This is a genomic window from Streptomyces sp. NBC_00028 (assembly GCF_045041065.1).
Taxonomy (GTDB): domain Bacteria; phylum Actinomycetota; class Actinomycetes; order Streptomycetales; family Streptomycetaceae; genus Streptomyces.
Map to the genome: position 1 here is coordinate 101,358 of NZ_CP108293.1, position 17,267 is coordinate 118,624.

The 17,267-nt window shown below is 69.5% G+C and carries 15 protein-coding genes and 2 pseudogenes; 12 read left to right on the plus strand and 5 right to left on the minus strand.

The window, feature by feature from the left end; all coding sequences use genetic code 11:
* The first annotated feature begins 10 nt into the window (after positions 1-10).
* From OG885_RS00510 to OG885_RS00545, 8 genes and pseudogenes are all read left to right on the plus strand, one after another.
* Positions 11-1,147, plus strand: coding sequence for a VOC family protein (locus tag OG885_RS00510; protein WP_405724341.1), 1,137 nt, complete (start codon positions 11-13; stop codon positions 1,145-1,147).
* A complete protein-coding gene (locus OG885_RS00515; RefSeq protein ID WP_405724343.1) occupies positions 1,144-2,091 on the plus strand; it encodes a fumarylacetoacetate hydrolase family protein in 948 nt (315 codons plus the stop codon). Before OG885_RS00510 ends, OG885_RS00515 begins: the two co-directional genes overlap by 4 nt.
* Complete coding sequence (locus tag OG885_RS00520; RefSeq protein ID WP_405724345.1) at positions 2,088-3,986, plus strand: acyl-CoA synthetase; 1,899 nt, start codon at positions 2,088-2,090, stop codon at positions 3,984-3,986. The genes OG885_RS00515 and OG885_RS00520 overlap by 4 nt, the downstream gene beginning before the upstream one ends.
* A 1-nt stretch (position 3,987) precedes the next feature.
* Positions 3,988-4,338, plus strand: coding sequence for a DoxX family protein (locus tag OG885_RS00525; protein ID WP_405724347.1), 351 nt, complete (start codon positions 3,988-3,990; stop codon positions 4,336-4,338).
* Positions 4,339-4,346: 8 nt separating this feature from the next.
* A complete protein-coding gene (locus OG885_RS00530) occupies positions 4,347-6,089 on the plus strand; it encodes an FAD-dependent monooxygenase (protein WP_405724349.1) in 1,743 nt (580 codons plus the stop codon).
* 85 nt (positions 6,090-6,174) lie between these two features.
* Entirely contained in the window at positions 6,175-6,945 is a 771-nt protein-coding gene (locus tag OG885_RS00535) for a hypothetical protein (RefSeq protein WP_405724351.1), read from the plus strand.
* 64 nt (positions 6,946-7,009) lie between these two features.
* Positions 7,010-7,471, plus strand: a pseudogene (locus OG885_RS00540) (SDR family NAD(P)-dependent oxidoreductase); the annotation flags it as partial.
* A gap of 53 nt (positions 7,472-7,524) precedes the next feature.
* Positions 7,525-7,854: a hypothetical protein gene (locus OG885_RS00545; protein WP_405743187.1), complete on the plus strand. Its 330-nt coding sequence runs from the start codon at positions 7,525-7,527 to the stop codon at positions 7,852-7,854.
* 154 nt (positions 7,855-8,008) lie between these two features.
* Here OG885_RS00545 and OG885_RS00550 read toward each other — a convergent pair whose 3' ends face one another.
* Both OG885_RS00550 and OG885_RS00555 read right to left on the minus strand, forming a co-directional pair.
* On the minus strand, positions 8,009-8,815 hold the full coding sequence (locus tag OG885_RS00550) for an SDR family NAD(P)-dependent oxidoreductase (protein WP_405724353.1): 807 nt from the start codon (positions 8,813-8,815) through the stop codon (positions 8,009-8,011).
* A 48-nt stretch (positions 8,816-8,863) separates the two neighbouring features.
* Positions 8,864-9,106 carry a hypothetical protein gene (locus tag OG885_RS00555; RefSeq protein ID WP_405724355.1) on the minus strand — a complete coding sequence of 81 codons (243 nt, stop codon included), beginning with the start codon at positions 9,104-9,106 and terminating at the stop codon, positions 8,864-8,866.
* A 293-nt stretch (positions 9,107-9,399) separates the two neighbouring features.
* On the opposite strand from OG885_RS00555, the gene OG885_RS00560 reads away from it, so the two are divergent.
* Positions 9,400-9,546 (plus strand): hypothetical protein, encoded by a 147-nt coding sequence (locus tag OG885_RS00560; RefSeq protein WP_405724357.1) that lies wholly within the window; start codon positions 9,400-9,402, stop codon positions 9,544-9,546.
* Between the two features lie 248 nt (positions 9,547-9,794).
* Here the strand turns inward: OG885_RS00560 and uvrA are convergent, their stop codons facing one another.
* The 3 genes from uvrA to OG885_RS00575 all read right to left on the minus strand — a co-directional run bounded on the left by uvrA (position 9,795) and on the right by OG885_RS00575 (position 13,576).
* Entirely contained in the window at positions 9,795-12,263 is a 2,469-nt protein-coding gene (uvrA, locus tag OG885_RS00565; protein ID WP_405724359.1) for an excinuclease ABC subunit UvrA, read from the minus strand.
* Between the two features lie 248 nt (positions 12,264-12,511).
* A complete protein-coding gene (locus OG885_RS00570; RefSeq protein ID WP_405724361.1) occupies positions 12,512-13,057 on the minus strand; it encodes a hypothetical protein in 546 nt (181 codons plus the stop codon).
* Between the two features lie 84 nt (positions 13,058-13,141).
* The gene (locus tag OG885_RS00575; RefSeq protein ID WP_405724363.1) at positions 13,142-13,576 is read right to left on the minus strand and encodes a hypothetical protein; all 435 of its coding nucleotides are present in this window, start codon (positions 13,574-13,576) and stop codon (positions 13,142-13,144) included.
* Here OG885_RS00575 and OG885_RS00580 point away from each other — a divergent pair.
* From OG885_RS00580 to OG885_RS00590, 3 genes and pseudogenes are all read left to right on the plus strand, one after another.
* Positions 13,497-14,699 (plus strand): annotated as a pseudogene (locus OG885_RS00580) (NAD(P)/FAD-dependent oxidoreductase); the annotation flags it as partial. The gene OG885_RS00575 and the pseudogene OG885_RS00580 overlap by 80 nt on opposite strands.
* Positions 14,700-15,324: 625 nt before the next feature.
* The gene (locus OG885_RS00585) at positions 15,325-16,455 is read left to right on the plus strand and encodes a hypothetical protein (protein WP_405724365.1); all 1,131 of its coding nucleotides are present in this window, start codon (positions 15,325-15,327) and stop codon (positions 16,453-16,455) included.
* Positions 16,456-16,579: 124 nt separating this feature from the next.
* Positions 16,580-16,933 (plus strand): hypothetical protein, encoded by a 354-nt coding sequence (locus OG885_RS00590; protein ID WP_405724367.1) that lies wholly within the window; start codon positions 16,580-16,582, stop codon positions 16,931-16,933.
* Positions 16,934-17,267 lie beyond the last annotated feature (334 nt).

The window sequence follows — 17,267 nt, forward strand, 5'->3', positions numbered from 1 at the left end:
GGTGGTGACCATGGCTGTTCACCCCGGCACCCACAACGACCTGCACTCCGAGCAGGGCGCGCTGCCTGGAGAGCATCCGGGGCGCGCGGCGAACCCATTGATCAAGGTCCACGACATCGCGTGGCTGGAGTTCTCCAAGCCCGACCTGGACCGCGCCGAGGTCTTCGGCAGGGCGTTCGGCTTCGTGACGTCCTACCGCGACGGTCGCGAGCTTCATCTGCGGGGCACCCAGGCGGGAGCCCCGTGCGTGATCATCCGCAAGGGCCGCCGGTCACGGTTTCTCGGTCCGGCCTTCCGGGCCGTCGACGCCCGCGATCTGCTGCGACTGGGGGACGCGCTCGGCGCCCGGGTGCATCCACTGCCCGAGGCGCTGGGCGGGTCGGTCGTCGAGCTGTCCGCCCCCGATGGGCTGCGCGTGCGGGTGATCGCCGACACGGACGAGCTGCCCGCCCTGCCAGGTCAGGGTCCGCAGCGGTTCAACTTCGGCGGTGACATCGACCGGGTCAACGGCACCCAGCGACCGCCCCGTGAGCCGGCCGGCGTGCGGCGCCTGGGACACGTCGTCCTGCAGTCGACGATGTACCGGCGCACGCTGGACTGGTACCTGGAGCACCTCGGCCTGATCGTCAGCGACTTCCTCTATTACGAGGGTCAGCGCGAGCGCGGCCCGACCATGAGCTTCATCCGCTGCGACCGCGGCGGCACGCTCACCGACCACCACACCCTCGCCCTGACGCTGGGGCCCTCCAACCGGTATGTGCACTCGGCGTACGAGGTCACCGACCTCGACGCGCTCGCCGCCGGGGGCCAGTACCTGATGAGGGAGGGCTACCGGCGCTCCTGGGGGATCGGCCGGCACATCCAGGGCAGCCAGATCTTCGACTACTGGCGCGACCCCGACGGCTTCCTCGTCGAGCACTTCACCGACGGCGACATGTTCGACAGCACCCTCGAGCCCGGCTGGGCGCCCATGACGGCCTCCGGCCTCGCCCAGTGGGGGCCGCCGGCGACCAAGGACTTCCTGGGCATCGCCCCGGGCCGGGAGTCGCTGGCCGAGCTGCGCTCGATCCTCACTTCACTGCGAAAGAACGACAACGAGTTCGACCTCGACCGCCTGCGCGGCCTTCTGAAAGTGGCTTCTTCGTGAGTATCACCGTCCTCCGTACCGCCGACTCGTGGTGGGTCGCGCTCGACCAGCGCGAAGCCGTCCCCGTCGACACCACCGCGACCACGACCGCCGAACTGCTGGCCGACCTCACGGCAGTCAGCGCGGCCCGTTCGGGCGGGTCGTCCGCGCAGGCGCGCAGCATCAGCACCCTCCAGCTGGTATCCCCGGTCACCGCGCCGTGCCGGGTGGTCGCGCAGATGACCAACTTCGTCTCCCACGTGCGCGATTCGGGCATGGACCCCGCGACCGTGCCGCTGACGTTCTTCCGCAAAACCTCGGGATCGATCAGCGGCCCCTTCGACGAGATCGTGAAGCCCGCACACGTCCGCTTCCTCGACTATGAGATCGAGCTGGGCCTGGTCATCGGGCGCCCGCTGAAGGTCGGCGCCACCGTGACCGCCGCCAACTGGAAGGACCACGTCGCCGGTCTGGTCATCACCAACGACATCTCAGCGCGCGACGTCCAGCTGCCCAAGACCCAGTTCTACGAGGCCAAGTCCTACCCGACCTTCACGCCGGTCGGCCCTTCCCTCGTCCTGCTCGACGCCGACGAGCTCGACCGGCTTTCCCAGCTGAGGCTCGTCCTCAAGGTCAACGGCGAGATCCGCCAGAACAGCGACCTCGCCGAAATGATCTACAACCCGCTCCAGGCCCTCCAGGAGCTGTCCCGCTTCCAGGCCCTCGGGACCGGTGACCTCATCCTCACCGGCACACCGGGCGGAACGGCCCTCAAGGCCCCGCCGAAGGTCGTGGAGATCATCGGCTCCCTCCTGCCTTCCTCGGCCAAGTGGAAGGCGTTCTTCAACGCCCAGGCGAAGAACGACAAATACCTCCGCGACGGTGACGTGGTGGAGCTGTCCATCTGCACCCCCGACGGAAGCATCGACCTGGGCATCCAGCAGAACAAGGTGAGGTACGCGTGACCACCAGCACTGACACCGGCATGACGTGGCCGCGCTACGACCAGCCCGACGACCTGGCCGCCATTGAGGCCACACCGCTCGCCGATCGAGGCCTGCCCGGAACGTCGTATGAGCTGCTTCGCCGCGCGGCCGAGCAGTGGCCTGAGCGGACCGCGCTCACCGTCCTGCCTGACGCCGCGTCCTGGCGTACGCCCGAAGATCGTACGTACGCGGAGTTGCTCGCCGACGTGCACCAGGCGGCCAACGCCCTGCACCGGCTCGGCATTCGCCGCCATGACACCGTCGCGCTGCTCTCGACGAACTGCGACGAGCTGCTCACCGCCCTCCTGGCGGCCCAGCTCGCCGGCATCGTCACCCCCGTCAACCCGGCACTCGCCCGCGACCACGTCGCCGAGCTGATCCGCCGCTCCGGCGCCCGCGTCGTCGTCACCGCCTCGCCGGAACTGGACGCGGAGGCGTTCGCGACGAGCGCGGCGCTGGCCGAGGAGGGGCTGGTGGACCACGTACTGGTGCTGCGTCCGACCGCCGCCGGGGTGACAGAGGCGGATCTGCCGAAGGCGGGCAACGCCACCGTGACGTACCTCGCCGATGCCGCGGCCGACTGCCCGCGCGAGCGGTTCCTCGGAGAGCCGCCCGCCGTCGCGGACCTCGCCTCCTTCTTCCACACCGGCGGCACGACCGGGGCACCGAAACTCGCCGCCCACACCCACGCCAACGAGATCGCCGATGCCTGGACGATCGCGGCCAACTCGCTGCTGGACGAGAACTCGGTGGTGTTCGCCGCGCTGCCGCTGTTCCACGTCAACGCGCTTGTCGTCACGCTGCTTGCACCCCTGTTCCGGGGCCAGCGGGTCGTGTGGGCGGGGCCGCTCGGCTACCGGGACATCGCGCTCTACGGCGAGTTCTGGCGCATCGTCGAGCACTACCGGATCGCCACCATGAGCGGAGTACCGACCGTGTACGCCGTCCTGGCCACCGTCCCCGTCGGCGAGGCGGACATCAGCTCGATGCGCGGCGCGGTGGTCGGCGCCTCCGCACTGCCAGAGGGAGTGCGGACGAGCTTCGAGACAGCTACCGGGATCACGCTGCTGGAGGGTTACGGCCTGACCGAGGCGACCTGCGCCAGCGTGCGCAGCTTCCTGGACGTCCGCCGTCCCGGATCGGTCGGGCAGCGGATGCCGTACCAGCACATCCGCATCGTCGACGCCGCGACGGGCGCGGAATTGCCCGCCGGGCAGACGGGCGCCATCCTCATCAGCGGCCCCACCGTCTTCCCCGGCTATGTCGAAGGGCGCGACGAGAACGGGTACCAGATCAGCGGGCAGGGCAAGATCGTCGACGGCTGGCTGGACACCGGCGACCTCGGTCACCTGGACGAGGACGGCTTCCTCTACCTCACCGGGCGGGCGAAGGACCTCATCATCCGCGGCGGCCACAACATCGACCCACAGGTCATCGAGGACGCGCTGCTCTCTCATCCCGCGGTCACCGATGCCCAGGCCGTCGGCCAGCCCGACCAGCGGGCGGGCGAGGTGCCGGTGGCGTACGTGACGGTGGGCAACGACATGGTCAGCGAGGCCGACCTCCTCGCCTGGGCCTCCGAACACGTCGGCGAGAAGGCCGCCGCTCCCAAGGCCGTACGCATCCTCGACGCCCTGCCCATCACCGCGGTCGGCAAGCCCTACAAGCTCCCGCTGCGTGCCGACGCCACCCGCCGTGTGCTGGCCAAGGCCCTCATCGACGTCGACGGCGTCGAGGAGATTCGAGCCGATGCCGACTCCGGAACGGTGACGGTCACCGTGACCCTGCGGACGCGGGCGGTCGAGGCCGAAGTGGCGGGCAGGCTCGGCGACTTCGCCGTCCCCTGCCGCATCGTCACGCTGGAGGGCGCCTGACATGACCGCTCTCGACACCATCCTCACCTGCCTCCTGGCCCTGTGGTTCACGCTGCTGAGCGCCGGAAAGCTCCTCGGGACGGCCCAGATGGCCGAGCGAGCCGCCCATCTGGGATTCACCGTCGGCGGCTACCGCGTCATCGGCGCGCTCGAACTCGCCGGTGTTCTCGGCCTCTTCGCCGGATGGGCGGTCACCGGCCTGGGGATCGCCGCCGCGGCCGGCTTCCTCCTCCTACTCGCCGGCGCGATCCTGGCGCACCTGCGCGCCGGAGACCGGCTGCCCGCGGCGGCACCGGCGATCGGCTCGGCCGTCCTCGTCGTGGGCTACCTGCTGGCCCTCTTCCAGAAATGAGCCACGAGATGAGCAAGCCAACACCGCCGACGGTCGAGCAGGCCGAGGTGCTCGTGGTCGGGGCGGGCCCGGTCGGCCTGACCCTGGCCCTGGAGCTGGAGCAGCACGGGGTGCAGACCCTCCTGGTGGAGCGGAACGCCTCCACCACCCGGCATCCGAAGATGGACGTCACCAACGGCCGCAGCATGGAGCTGTACCGCCGTCTCGGCGTCGCCGACGACCTGCGCAACGTCGCCCTCACCGCTGACCGCCCGACCAAGGTGACGTGGGCGACGAACGCGGCCGGCTGGGAGCTGGCGTCGTTCGAATACCCCAGCGTCGACGACATGCGGGCGAAGAACCGCGAGCGCAACGACGGCACAGGGCCCCTGGAGCCCTGGATGCGGGTCTCCCAGGTGATCCTCGAACCGGCGCTGCGGGACCTGCTGCTGGACCGGGCGAAGCACGTGAACGTGCAGTACGGGTGGGGGCTGGAAAGCTTCGAGGAGGACGCCGACGGCGTCACCGCCCACCTGGTCTCCGCCGACGGTACGAGCCGCCGCACGATCCGCGCCCGCTACCTCGCCGGCTGCGACGGCGCCGGCAGCCGCACCCGCAGACAGCTCGGCATCGGCCTCGACGAGATCGACCTGCGCAAACTGGTCGTCAGGGAGATCGGCCTCCCCCGCACGGTGGCGGCCCTCGCCCGCGCCTTCCGGGAGCGGGGCGAGCGCCCGGCGGACGGCCGCTTCTACCTGGTGCACTTCACCACCAAGGACCCGGCGGTCCTGGGCCGGTTCGGCACCGTCTGGCACCTTCAGTCCCCGGACGGCTGGACCCTGATCTCGCAGAACGACGGCGACACCTTCACCCTCCATGCCCCGCTGGGCATGGGCACCGACGCCGAGGGCATTGACCCTCGCGAGTTTCTCTTCGGCCGCCTCGGCTGCCGCTTCGAGGCGAACGTGCTGGTCGCCAACGCCTGGACACCGCGACTGACCGTCGCCGACTCCTTCGGCCGCGGCCGGGTCTGGCTCGCGGGCGACGCCGTCCACCAGGTCACCCCGACCGGCGGCTACGGCATGAACACCGGCGTCGGCGACGCCGTCGGCCTCGGCTGGGGGCTTGCCGCGGTCCTCCAGGGCTGGGGCACTCCGGACCTCCTTGATGCCTACGAGCACGAACGCCGAGCTGTGGCGCTGCGCAACCGGCAGGCCGCCGCCCGGCACGCCCTCGTGCGGGCGGCCATCATGACCTCCAACAGAGCCGAACTGCACAGTGAACGCTGGCTCGGCGCCCGCACCAGGCAGCGCGTGGGCCGCGAGATCCTCGACCTGGGCAACCTGGAGAACGAGGCCCTCGGTATCGAACTCGGCTACCGCTACGACACCTCACCCGTCGTCTGCCCCGACACCGCACCCGGCGCCCAAGCGCCGCGCCAGACGATGGACGACTACGTCCCCAGCACATGGCCGGGAGCACGGCCCCCGAGCGTCCTGCTGGCCGACGGCACCGCGCTGTTCGACCTCTTCCACTCGGCCGGCTTCACCCTGCTGCGCTTCGCCGACCACGACGTCACCGCGCTCACCGAGGCCGCCGCCGAACGCGGCGTCCCCCTGGAGATCGTCGACGTGCGAGACCCGCACGCCCACGCCCTCTACGAACGGGACCTGGTCCTCGTACGACCGGACCAGCACGTCGCCTGGCGCGGGGACACCCCGCCCGCCGACCCGCTGCACGTCATTGACCGTATCCGAGGCGCCCGCCACTGAGCGCGCACCCGGCGAGCGGCAAGTGCCCGGCCGGGCCCGGGACTTGCCGCTTGCCAGTCCGTACAGGATCCGTACAGGAGTAGACATGAGCCGACCTGTGAAGACCACCTCCTACATGTCCCCCGTCTGGCTGCGCGCGGATCTGCCGCGGGAGGCAGCCCTCGGATACTGGGCCGGCCCGCACGCAGAGATCGCCGGGCGCCTGCCCAACATGGCCGAGTACGTGCAGCGACACTTCTCGCCCACCGACCACGGCTACTGGCCGGCGTCGCCCACGGTGGGCACGGTGATCCCGTCGAGCTGGCGCTGCGACGGTGTGGCCGAGGTCCGCTTCGGCAGCACGGCCGCCGCACTGGGTATGCCGCTGCACATGCGGGAGGTGTACCTGGACGAACAGAACGTCTTCGAACGGGTCCTTGGGCAGGTCACCGGACCGGGCGGAGGCCGCTGGTGGACCGACGGCCATGACGACGCCGTAGGCCATCGCACGGTCCTTCTGCTGCGCCGCCGTCGAGGAGTGAGCGGTCGCACCTTCCGGCGATTCGTCCACGACCGCATCGGCCCGGCGCTCCTGGAGGCCGGCGCGCAGGATCTGCGGACATACACCTTCCTGCCGTGGTCGCGGTTCGTGCACCCCACACCCGGCGTCTGCCATCACAACCCGGCCTTCCGCCGGTATCACGCGAGCGTCGTCGTCGGAGCCGACAGCCGTGCCGCTATGGACGACCTGATCAAGTCCGAACAGGTCGACGGAATCGTGGCCGACCAGCGGAAGGTGCTGGCAGCCATCCACGCGTACTCCGTGGAGCGGAGTGTGCCGGTCATCCGCGTCAGGTCGGCGCCGGCTACTGCTTAGAACGCAGTACACGCGGAAAGCCAGAGCGTCATCACAATCATCGAGAAGGGAGACCCACACCGCAATGAGTTCGGTCAGAGGCAAAGTCGCGGCCATCACGGGCGCCGGTTCAGGCATCGGCCGCGCGGTCGCGTTGGAACTCGCGTGCCGCAAAGCAAGCATTGCCATGTCGGACGTCGATCCCATTGGCCTGCGGGAGACGACCGACCAGGTCGCGGCACTCGGTGCACGCGTGCATCAACAGCTGCTGGACGTGAGCGATGCCGCTGGGTTCGAGACCTATGCCCACACGGTTGCCGAGCACTTCGGCATCGTCCATCAGATCTACAACAACGCCGGCATCGGTGCCGGGCGCGCCTTCCTCGACAGCGAGTTACGCGACTACAAGCTGGTTCTCGGGGTCAACCTCTGGGGCGTGATCCACGGAACCAAGGCGTTCCTGCCCCACCTGATCGCCTCGGGCGACGGTCACGTCATCAACGTGTCCAGCCTCAACGGATATATGGCCCAACCGGATCACGGTCCGTACGTGACCTCGAAATTCGCCATTCGCGGGTCACGGCGACGCTGCGGATCGAGATGGCGTTCGCCAACCACCCGGTCACCGTCACATGCGTCCATCCGGGCGGCGTCAAGACCAACATGGCGGTCAATGCGATCGCCGCCGCCGAGAGCCAGGGCCTGGAGCCCACGGCGGCAGACCGGGCCCGCGCGAAGGTCGTCAACGACAAGGTGCTCAAGATGGACCCGGCCAAGGCGGCCAGGATCATCGTCGACGGCATCGAAGCCAAGCGTCCGCGGATCCTCGTCGGCACCGACGCGAAGATCACCGACCTGCTCGTACGGCTGATGCCGCGCCGGTACACCAACTTCGTCGTGGCCCTGAACCATCGCCTTCTCGCGGCCTAGCACCGCGACCGCAAACCGCAGTTCTTGACCAGAGCTCATCATGGCTTTCTACGAGATAGACCCTGGACTCCGTCGCATTTCGGCCTCCGCTTGCCCTCATCTGCCGGTCGAAGGCCCGACCAGCAGATGAAGCGAGGACCGCAGCTTGGGAGGATCAGACGCGAGCCCGCTTCATCCCCGGGTTCTGCCGCACGAGCGCAGGCAACAGGAGACGCCGGGGAGTCAGCCGCATCAGGCGGCTGACGACCTTCATGGCTAGTCCGGCGACGACCACACCGCGGTCGCCGTCGAGCGCGTTGACGCCGATCCGCGCCACAGCGCGGGACGGCATGTACAGGAACGGCGGATGGCCGTCACTCTCCAGCCCGGCGGACTGGACGAACTCGGTGTGTACCGGACCGGGACACAGCACCGCGACCGTGACCCCAGTGCCCACCAGCTCCGCGCGCAGGCCCTCGCTGTAGCGCTGCACGAACGCCTTCGTCCCCGCGTAACCGGACTGCCCAGGCTGCGGAATGAAGCCGCTGACGGACCCGACGTTGAGGATCGCGCCGCGTCTGCGCGGCACCATCTGCTGCACTGCGCGGGTGGTGAGATCGATGACCGCCTCGACGTTCACGCGCACCTGGGCGATCTCGGCCTCGACCGGGGAGTCGGCGACCGCGTCGATGGTGCCGATGCCAGCGTTGTTCACCAGGATGTCTGCCGTGAGGCCTCGCTCGGCCACCGTGTCGAAGAGCCGCGCGCGCTGCTCGGCATCGGCCACGTCGCAGGCGATGACCTCGACTCGGACCGTGTCGGAGAGCTCGGTGGCCAGTTCGCGCAGGCGGTCTTCGCGGCGGGCCACCAGGGTGACGCCGTGGCCGCGTCTGGCCAGTTCGCGGGCAATGTCCGCGCCGATGCCGGACGAGGCGCCGGTCACGATCGCGGTGCTAGTGGGGTTTGGCTTCGGCAGCGGCATACGTCGGCCCTTTCGCTGTAGACCTTGTTCGACAAGGTGTCGGGTGGACTAGGCGGTGTCGAGCGTGCGGACACCGGCGCGCAGAAGAGCCTTCGCCTTGTCGATGTGGGCTTCTTGCGCGTCATGGCAGACCTCGCTGATGACCGTTGCCGCCGCGGCGGCGGCCATGCGGGGGCCGCAGTCACCAGGGGAATCGCCGCGTTCCTCAGCGTGGATGCGGGCGCCCTCCTGGATGACCTCGCTGAGGCGGGCGTTGGTGACGGCCCTCAGCTGTGGGTTCAGGTTGAGCATGCGGTCGTGCAGACGGTCCGGATCGCTGCGCTGGGCAACCTCGCGCCGTGGATCGATTCTCTGCGCCGCGCCTTGGAACGTTCGCGGAGACCTTCCCTCGCCATGACCCATCACTTTACCGTCCATTGTTATTTTACAGTCTACTGTAAAAATACAGTACGGTGTAGTGAGTCGGGTGTCGGAGAACTGTGGAAGACAGGGACAGGGGCATGGTTGTGGCGCACCCCGGTCGTCGCAGGAGGCGCCATGAGCGGGCCCTCTGACGCCCCTGCACCTCAGGCCTTGTCATCTCCTTGACCCCGGCAGGTGCGGGACTCCAGGGAGCCCCGGTCGAGCCGGTCGTCACCCTGTCCGTCGTATTCCTGCCCTTGGGCCTGGCGAAGATCGCCGCGCTGCCGTTCATGCGCCGAGCGACAGCTCACCTCGGGGCGATGCTGTAACGCGAGCGGAAATGGACCTCGGGCTCAAGGACGGCAGCTACATCGTCACCGGCGACACCGGGCTGGGGTATATCGCGATGACGGTGGTGATGTCCGCGATCAGGGTCACCGTGCCTGAAGTACTCCAACCCGCTGCACCTCGACGACGTCGCCGCGGACTTCCCGACACAGGTGGGGTGGATGGGACTCGAACCCACGGCCGACGGATTATGAGTCCGCTGCTGTGCGTGCCGCGGAGCGGATCCGGATCAGGGGCGCGCGAGTCTGGCCGCGAGATACGGTGCCGTGGCGCTGCGCCGGGCCTTCGCCACCTTGGTCGGCGGGCCCGCGGCGACGACCCGCCCGCCTGCGTCGCCGCCTCCTGGGCCGAGGTCGATGACCCAGTCGGCGGTGGCGATGGTGTCCAGGTCGTGTTCGACGAGGACGACCGTGTTGCCGGCGTCGACGAGCCGGTGCAGCTGACGCAGCAGCAGTGCGATGTCCGAGGGGTGCAGCCCGGCCGTCGGCTCGTCGAGCAGGTAGAGCGCGTGCCCGCGGCGGGCTCGCTGCAGTTCGGTGGCCAGTTTGATGCGTTGCGCCTCGCCACCGCTGAGTTCCGTCGCGGGCTGGCCCAGCCGCAGGTATCCCAGTCCCACCTCACGCAGCGTTTCCAGACTGCGGGAGGCGGCCGGGACGGCGGACAGGAACGTGGCGGCGGCGTCGACGGACATCGCCAGCACTTCGGCGATGTTCTTGCCTCGGTAGGTGACTTCCAGCGTCTCGGCGTTGTACCGGGCGCCGTCGCAGGTCGGGCACGGCGCGTAGGTGCCGGGCAGGAAGAGCAGTTCCACCGCGACGAATCCTTCGCCCTGGCAGGTCTCGCACCGCCCTTCGGACACGTTGAAGGAGAACCGCCCGGCCGAGTAGCCACGCGCCCTGGCCTCGTCCGTCGCCGCGTACAGCTTGCGCACCGCGTCGAACATCCCGGTGTACGTGGCCAGGTTGGACCGGGGAGTCCGGCCGATGGGCCGTTGGTCGACCAGGACCAGCCGGTCGAACGCCTCGACCCCCGACGCATCCTGGACGTCGACTTCCAGCTGAGCCTCGTCGGGCTCCTCGGGCACGAGGCCGAGGTGGCCGCGGACGACCTCGGCCAGCACCTGCGTCACCAGCGTCGACTTTCCGGAACCGGACACGCCCGTCACCGCCGTCAGTACACAGAGCGGTACCTCGACGGACACGTCGCGCAGATTGTGGCGGGAGACGCCACGCAGGTGCAGCCAGCCGAGCGGTGTGCGCGGGCGATGATCGACCGGTTGGGCGCGCCCGAACAGGTACTGGCTCGTGGCCGACTCCCCGACCTGCTCAAGACCGGCGACGGGGCCGCTGTACAGCACGCGTCCGCCGCCCTCGCCCGCGCCGGGGCCGATGTCGACCACCCAGTCCGCCCGCCGTACGACGTCCATGTCGTGCTCCACGACGAACAGCGAGTTGCCCGCTGCCTTGAGCCGGTCCAGCACGTCCAGCAGCGGTTTCGCGTCGGCCGGGTGCAGCCCGGCGGAGGGTTCGTCGAGGACGTAGACGACGCCGAACAGCCCCGAGCGCAGTTGGGTGGCGATCCGCAGGCGCTGTGCCTCGCCGGGCGACAGGGTCGTCGAGCGGCGCCCGAGGCTGAGATATCCAAGGCCCAGGTCGAGCAGTACGTCGATCCGCGCGACCAGATCGCCGCAGATCCGTACCGCGACCTCGGTGGTCTCGCCGGTTCGGGCGGTCGACGTGGTGGCCTCGGCCTCGGTCTGCCCCGCGACGGGCCGCAGCAGCGCCACGACCTCGGTGAGCGGCATCGCGTTGATCTCGGCGATCGAGCGTCCGACGAAGGTGACGGCGAGCGCCTCGGGCCGTAGTCCGCTGCCGTGACAGGCGGGGCAGGGCACACTCCTGACGAACCGGAGCGCTCGTTCGCGCATCTTCTCGCTCTTGGAGTCGGCGAGGACGTGCATGACGTGCTTGCGGGCACTCCAGAACTTGCCCTGGTAGCCGTAGTCGATGCGGTCCTCCTCCGGCTCGATGTACACGGAGGGCTGCTCGTCCGTGTACAGCAGCCAGTCCCGGTCCTTCTTCCTGAGCCTGCGCCATGGTCGGTCGATGTCGATACCCAGGCCGTTCACGACGCTGCGCAGGTTGGCGCCCTGCCAGGCGCCCGGCCAGGCGGCGATCGCGCCCTCTCGGATGCTCAGCGAGGGGTCCGGGACGAGCAGGTCCTCGGCGACGTCGTGCACGACGCCCAGTCCGTGGCACTCCGGGCAGGCGCCGGCGGCGGTGTTGGGTGAGAACGACTCTGCTTCCAGCCGTGCGGCCCGCGGCGGGTAGGTGCCCGCGCGGGAGTACAGCATGCGCAGCAGATTGGACAGCGTGGTGAGTGTGCCGACCGTCGAGCGCGAGCTGGGCGACCCGCGTCGCTGCTGCAGGGCCACGGCAGGTGGCAGTCCGGTGATCTCCTGTACGTGCGGTGCGCCGACCTGTTGCAGCAGCCTTCGGGCGTACGGTGCCACGGACTCGAAGTAGCGCCGCTGGGCCTCCGCGTACAGCGTGCCGAACGCCAGCGAAGACTTGCCCGAACCGGAGACGCCGGTGAAAGCGACCATGGCGTCCCGCGGAACGTCGACGTCGATGTTCCGCAGGTTGTTCTCACCGGCGCCCCGGACGTGTACGAAGGGGTCGGTCGCGTCCGTGTCCACTGTTCATGAGTACCTGATCAGGCCGGGCACCGCGCGACAGACGCCGTCACGGGACCCGCTTACACGAGCGCCCTCCAGAAGCCCGGCTAAGCGGGCGGCTTCCTGGAGGGTGAACGTGGAAGGCATTTGGCGCAGGGCGGCGCGCCGGAGGCGTGACAGCATCGGGGCCGACCTACCCGCCTCTCGCCTGTGCCTGTCTGCCGGACGCAACCGCAGCGATGCGGGATCACCCGCCTCTCAAATCACTATCAAGGTGGTCCGGCATCACCGAGTAGGCCTTCGCCAGGCCACAGGTCTCGTTCGGTGACAAGCGCGGCGAGGAACTTCGTAATCTCGGTCATAACGGCGGCCCGCTCCGCGGCCCCGTAGACCACGGCCTTGCCGGATGCGCTGTCGAGGGCGCGGACCTGGCTGTGCGGGCCGGCGCAGATGAGGGCGCGGGCGAGATCGGGCAGGCCGAGGCTGAGAGCGTCACAGTCCCCGTGACGGACGAGGTGGACCAGGTCGGAGATGACGCGCTCCCAGTCGCCGACGTCTGGCCAGCCGGCGCCGCCGTCCAGTTCGTGCGTGAGGGTGGACAACGGGATGATCTCGCCGGGTCGGCGACCGTGGATGAGGAGGTCGTGAATGCGGGCCCCGTCGGGCTGGAGCACGTGCGGGTGCAGCAGCGTTGTGGCCGCCACGACGGTGGTGTTGATCTCCATGGTGCCGGGGCCGAGGTAGTAGGGCTCGTGCGCAAAGAGCAGGTACATCATGCGGGCGCGTACCTGATCATCGGCCTGAGTCTGCGTCATAAGTGATGTCCCTTCAGCGGTGTAGTACCAGGTCGGGTGCAGGAGCGTTGCTGCCTTTGGCCGTCAGCGAGTTGGGTGGTCCCATCACAAGCTGGCTCCTTCGAATAGCCGGGTAGCGGCGGAAGCGCAGGTGGTGCAGCGGCCGTCGCCATCCGGGTGGGCGCGGCGTGGGGTGGGGCCGGGGAAGGTGGCGCAGGGCGGCCAGCCCAGGCAGGCGGGGCACAGGTTCTCGCCGTCAGCGGGGCCCGGGCGTCCGCAGCCGGTGCACTCGACCAGCGCCCGGTAGGTCAGGGCCTGGGTGACGGTGCGGGCCGCGGAAGGGGTGCCGGTCGGCGTAGCCGAGGGCGGCACCGGCTCTTCATCCGGGTGCCAGGCGGTGTGGTGGCTGGCCACGGTGCGGGGAGGTGGGTAGGCCTGGGCGGCCCGCAGGCGCCCCGCGACGATCGAGGAGGCCGAGGCACTGCTGCGTCGCTTCGAGGTGGGTCCGGAGCAGACGCCCCTGGTGATCTGGCGGGACACGACCCTGCTGCGCAATCCGAGCAACGCCGAACTGGCCCGGTTCATCGGCCTGCCGGCCCTGGAACCGGGCAACGGCCGCGGCGACCTCCTCATCGTCGGCTCCGGTCCGGCCGGTCTCGCCGCCGCGGTGAACGCCGCCTCGGAGGACCTCGGCACGACCGTGGTCGAGGCGCTGGCCACCGGCGGCCAGGCCGGGACGTCGTCCCGCATCGAGAATCTGCTCGGCTTCCCTTCAGGCATCTCGGGGGCCGAGCTCACCGAGCGCGCTGTGCTCCAGGCGGAGAACTTCGGCGCCCGGATCAGCGTCCCGGCGGAGGCGGCCCGGCTCGAACGGCGGGACGAGCACTACGCCGCCGGGTTCGCCGACGGCAGCGAGGTCACCGCCCGTTCCGTCGTCCTGGCCACCGGTGCCCGCTACCGCCGCCTCCGGGTACCCGGCATCGAGCCGTTGGAGGGCACGAGCGTCCACTACTCGGCGACCGTCTACGAGGCCCAGCAGTGCCGTACCGACCCGGTGGCGGTGGTCGGCGGCGGCAACTCCGCGGGCCAGGCGGTTCTCTTCCTGGGCGGATACGCACCGCAGGTGTATCTGCTCGTCCGTGGTCCGAGCCTCGATGCGCACATGTCCCGCTATCTGATCGATCAGATCGAGCGCCACCCCCGAGTGCGGGTGCTGCTGCACACCGAGGTGACCGAGGCAGTGGGCGACAAGACGCTCGAGGCGGTCAACGTGGTCGACCACCGTACGGGCGAGCACCGCCACCTCCAGGTGCGGGCCCTGTTCGTCTTCACCGGCGCCGACCCGCCCACCGATTGGCTGTCCGGCGTGCTCGCCCTCGACGCGCGCGGCTTCGTGCTCACGGGAGCGGAGGCGCAGGCCTGCTCCGTTCCCGAACTGTGGCAGAGCCAGGGCCGCGACTGCCTCACGTTGGAGACCAGCCTGCCCGGCGTCTTCGCCGCCGGCGATCTGCGCAGCGGCTCGGTGAAGCGCGTGGCCTCCGCGGTCGGCGAAGGCGCGATGAGCATCCACTTCGTGCACCGCTATCTGGGCCGCACCGCTGCGCCCGGCAACACCGACACCTCCCCGCACACCCGTCCGAAACAGTCCGCTTGGCCCGCATGACGCCCAGCGGGCGGCGACATCACGAGAAGGAGGAGGCGGCGACGATGGCCATGGCCACGGCCACGCCCGTCCGGCGCCACCGCGGTGGCGCAATGCAGGACAGGCCCGTCGGCTGGGCCCGCAATCCTCTGACGGAGTTCGATCAACTGCTCAGCGAGATGAGCGGGCTGATGGAATCCACGGTGGCAAGCGCAGCGCCCGTAGTCGCGTGGACCCCCTGGCGGATGTAACGCTTCAGATCGTTCTGGTCGACGTCCAGCCCGGCGCCGTGCGGGACATGGTCCTGTGTCTCGCAGGCGTTCTCCGTCTTCGCGGATAGCGGGCCTTGCCCCCACCCGCTCCCGGACCTGAACCCGAAAACGGTGGCCGGTGGCGCGGCAGACGGGTGAGTCCGTGACGGAGCGGCTGTTCACGGTGGCTTACGCGATCGTGGCCCGGCGGTGGAGGCAGCACCTTGGCCGGACCGAGGAGATCCGCCGTACCACCGGCACCCGCCGGCGGTGGGCAGCGCCCCACACGGCGTCGACGTTACCTCGGGACCGTTCTGGGCACTCACGGTGGTGGGGACAACCGGGGTGGGGACAACCGGCCGGTGGTGGGGGCAACCGGCCAGGAGGGTCCAGACATGCGGGTGTCGTCTCAGGGCGTTACGGTCGTGGCTCTTCTGGCGGACCCGGATGCGCCGACGGAGATCGCGCAGCGCATGGCCCGGACGCTTCCGGATCGACTCGCCGAAGAGTCGAGGCAGGGGCGACGCTTCGACGTCGAGGTGGTCAGTGAGCCCTTCACCTCGGGGACGGAGGACCTGCCCACCTTGATGCGCCGGATGGTGGACCGCCGAAGCAGAGAGAGCTGGGACATCGTCGTAGCCCTCACCGACCTTCCGCTGCACTCACACGGGCACAAGCTCGTGGTGGATCTCAGTCACGAACACGGCTTGGCACTGCTGTCCCTTCCATCACTGGGAGGCCTGCGTCTGCAGACGAGGGCCCGCCGGGCCGTGGAAGAAGCCGTGCTCGACTTGGCGGACCCGCAGCCGACAGGGACCGAGGGAGCTTCACGAAGTCGGCCGCTGGGCGCCATCGGCGGTCCTCTCGCGTCTGCCCATCAGGTCCAGGTCGATGAGGAGGAAGCCACCGATCTTCGATACGTCGCCAGCGGACCGCGCGGATACCTGCGGATACTCGGCGGTATGGTCCGTGCCAACCGGCCGTGGCGGTTGATACCGGGCTTGTCGAAAGCCCTGGCGGCCGCACTCGCCACGGGAGCCGTCGCGACGGTGAACTCCACCGTCTGGAGCCTGGCTGAGGCCCTGAGCGCGCCACGTCTCGTGATCGCCATGGTCGGGTCTGTGACACTCATGATCGGCTGGCTGATCGTGGACGCGAACCTGTGGCATCGAACAACAGAGGTCTCACCGGAGGCGAGGAAGAGGACGGCTCTCTACAACGCCTCGACGATCATGACCGTGGGTATCGGGGTGCTCGTCTGTTACGCGGGTTTGCTGGTCACCAACTTGGTGTGGGCGCTGTTCATCCTCAACGACCAAGTATTCGCCTCCATGACGCGAAGCCCGCTGCAGGCCACGGATTACTGGACGTTGTCCTGGTTCGTCGCTTCGGTCGCCACGGTGGGCGGTGCGCTGGGGTCGGGCTTGGAGAGCGACGACGCGATCCGGGCAGCCGCCTACTCCAAACGGGAACAGGAACGCCGTCGCACGCTCCAGGAGAACCCCGGTGATGACCACGCCGACTGAACTCGCTTGAGTGTGAGCGCGGCGCCGTAGGGATGCGGCAGCTCGGCCGACGCGACCTGCCAGCGCGTTCCGGCTAGGCTCGCAGGAGGTAGCGCTCAAGGGGTTCGACCGGGCAGCGATGGTCATGGAGGGCCACGTCCCGCAGGTCGACAGGCGTTTCGCCCCCGAGGCCGAGCGGCTCGCCGAGGCTCTGGAGGCAGACACCGCACAGGCGGCAGTCGACGTGCGCGAGCACAGGAATCCGGACTGGGGACGCGTCAAGGAGGTGCTCCACGCATGGGAGGGCGCCGCCGGGGACCGCAGCGCGGTGCTGCGGCGCGACGCGGAACTGCAGAAGCGGGTCTTGGAGGACCTCGCCACAGCTGTAAGCCGCACACCCCTGGAACGGGACGTCGGCTCCGCTCGCGAGGAACAACGGGTACGGGCGGCCATGGCTGCGAATGACGATGGATCAGGACCCCGGAACCCGGGCGGCTGACGGTGCGGTAACAAGGAGCGCACCCCCTTGGAACAGGAAGCAGTCTCCCGAACCGTGTCGAGATCCACCGCACGTGCACCACAGGTCTGGTGCGATCAGCGCACGCAGCGCGGGAGGCGGTGTGGCGTTGGCGATGCGCACTGGGGTGATCTTTCCCGCACGGCCGGCATCGCCTCGTACTCGAGGGTGGCGAAGCGCTCCAGTACGAAGCAGGCCGAGGAGTACAGCGCCAACATCCGGCCCCGGGAGGCGATCCATTCCGCCGGCCCGGCAACCTGGTGAAGACCAAGTCCGGCCAGGGGCTGCAGTAGGCAGAGAAGGACTACGGACGTTC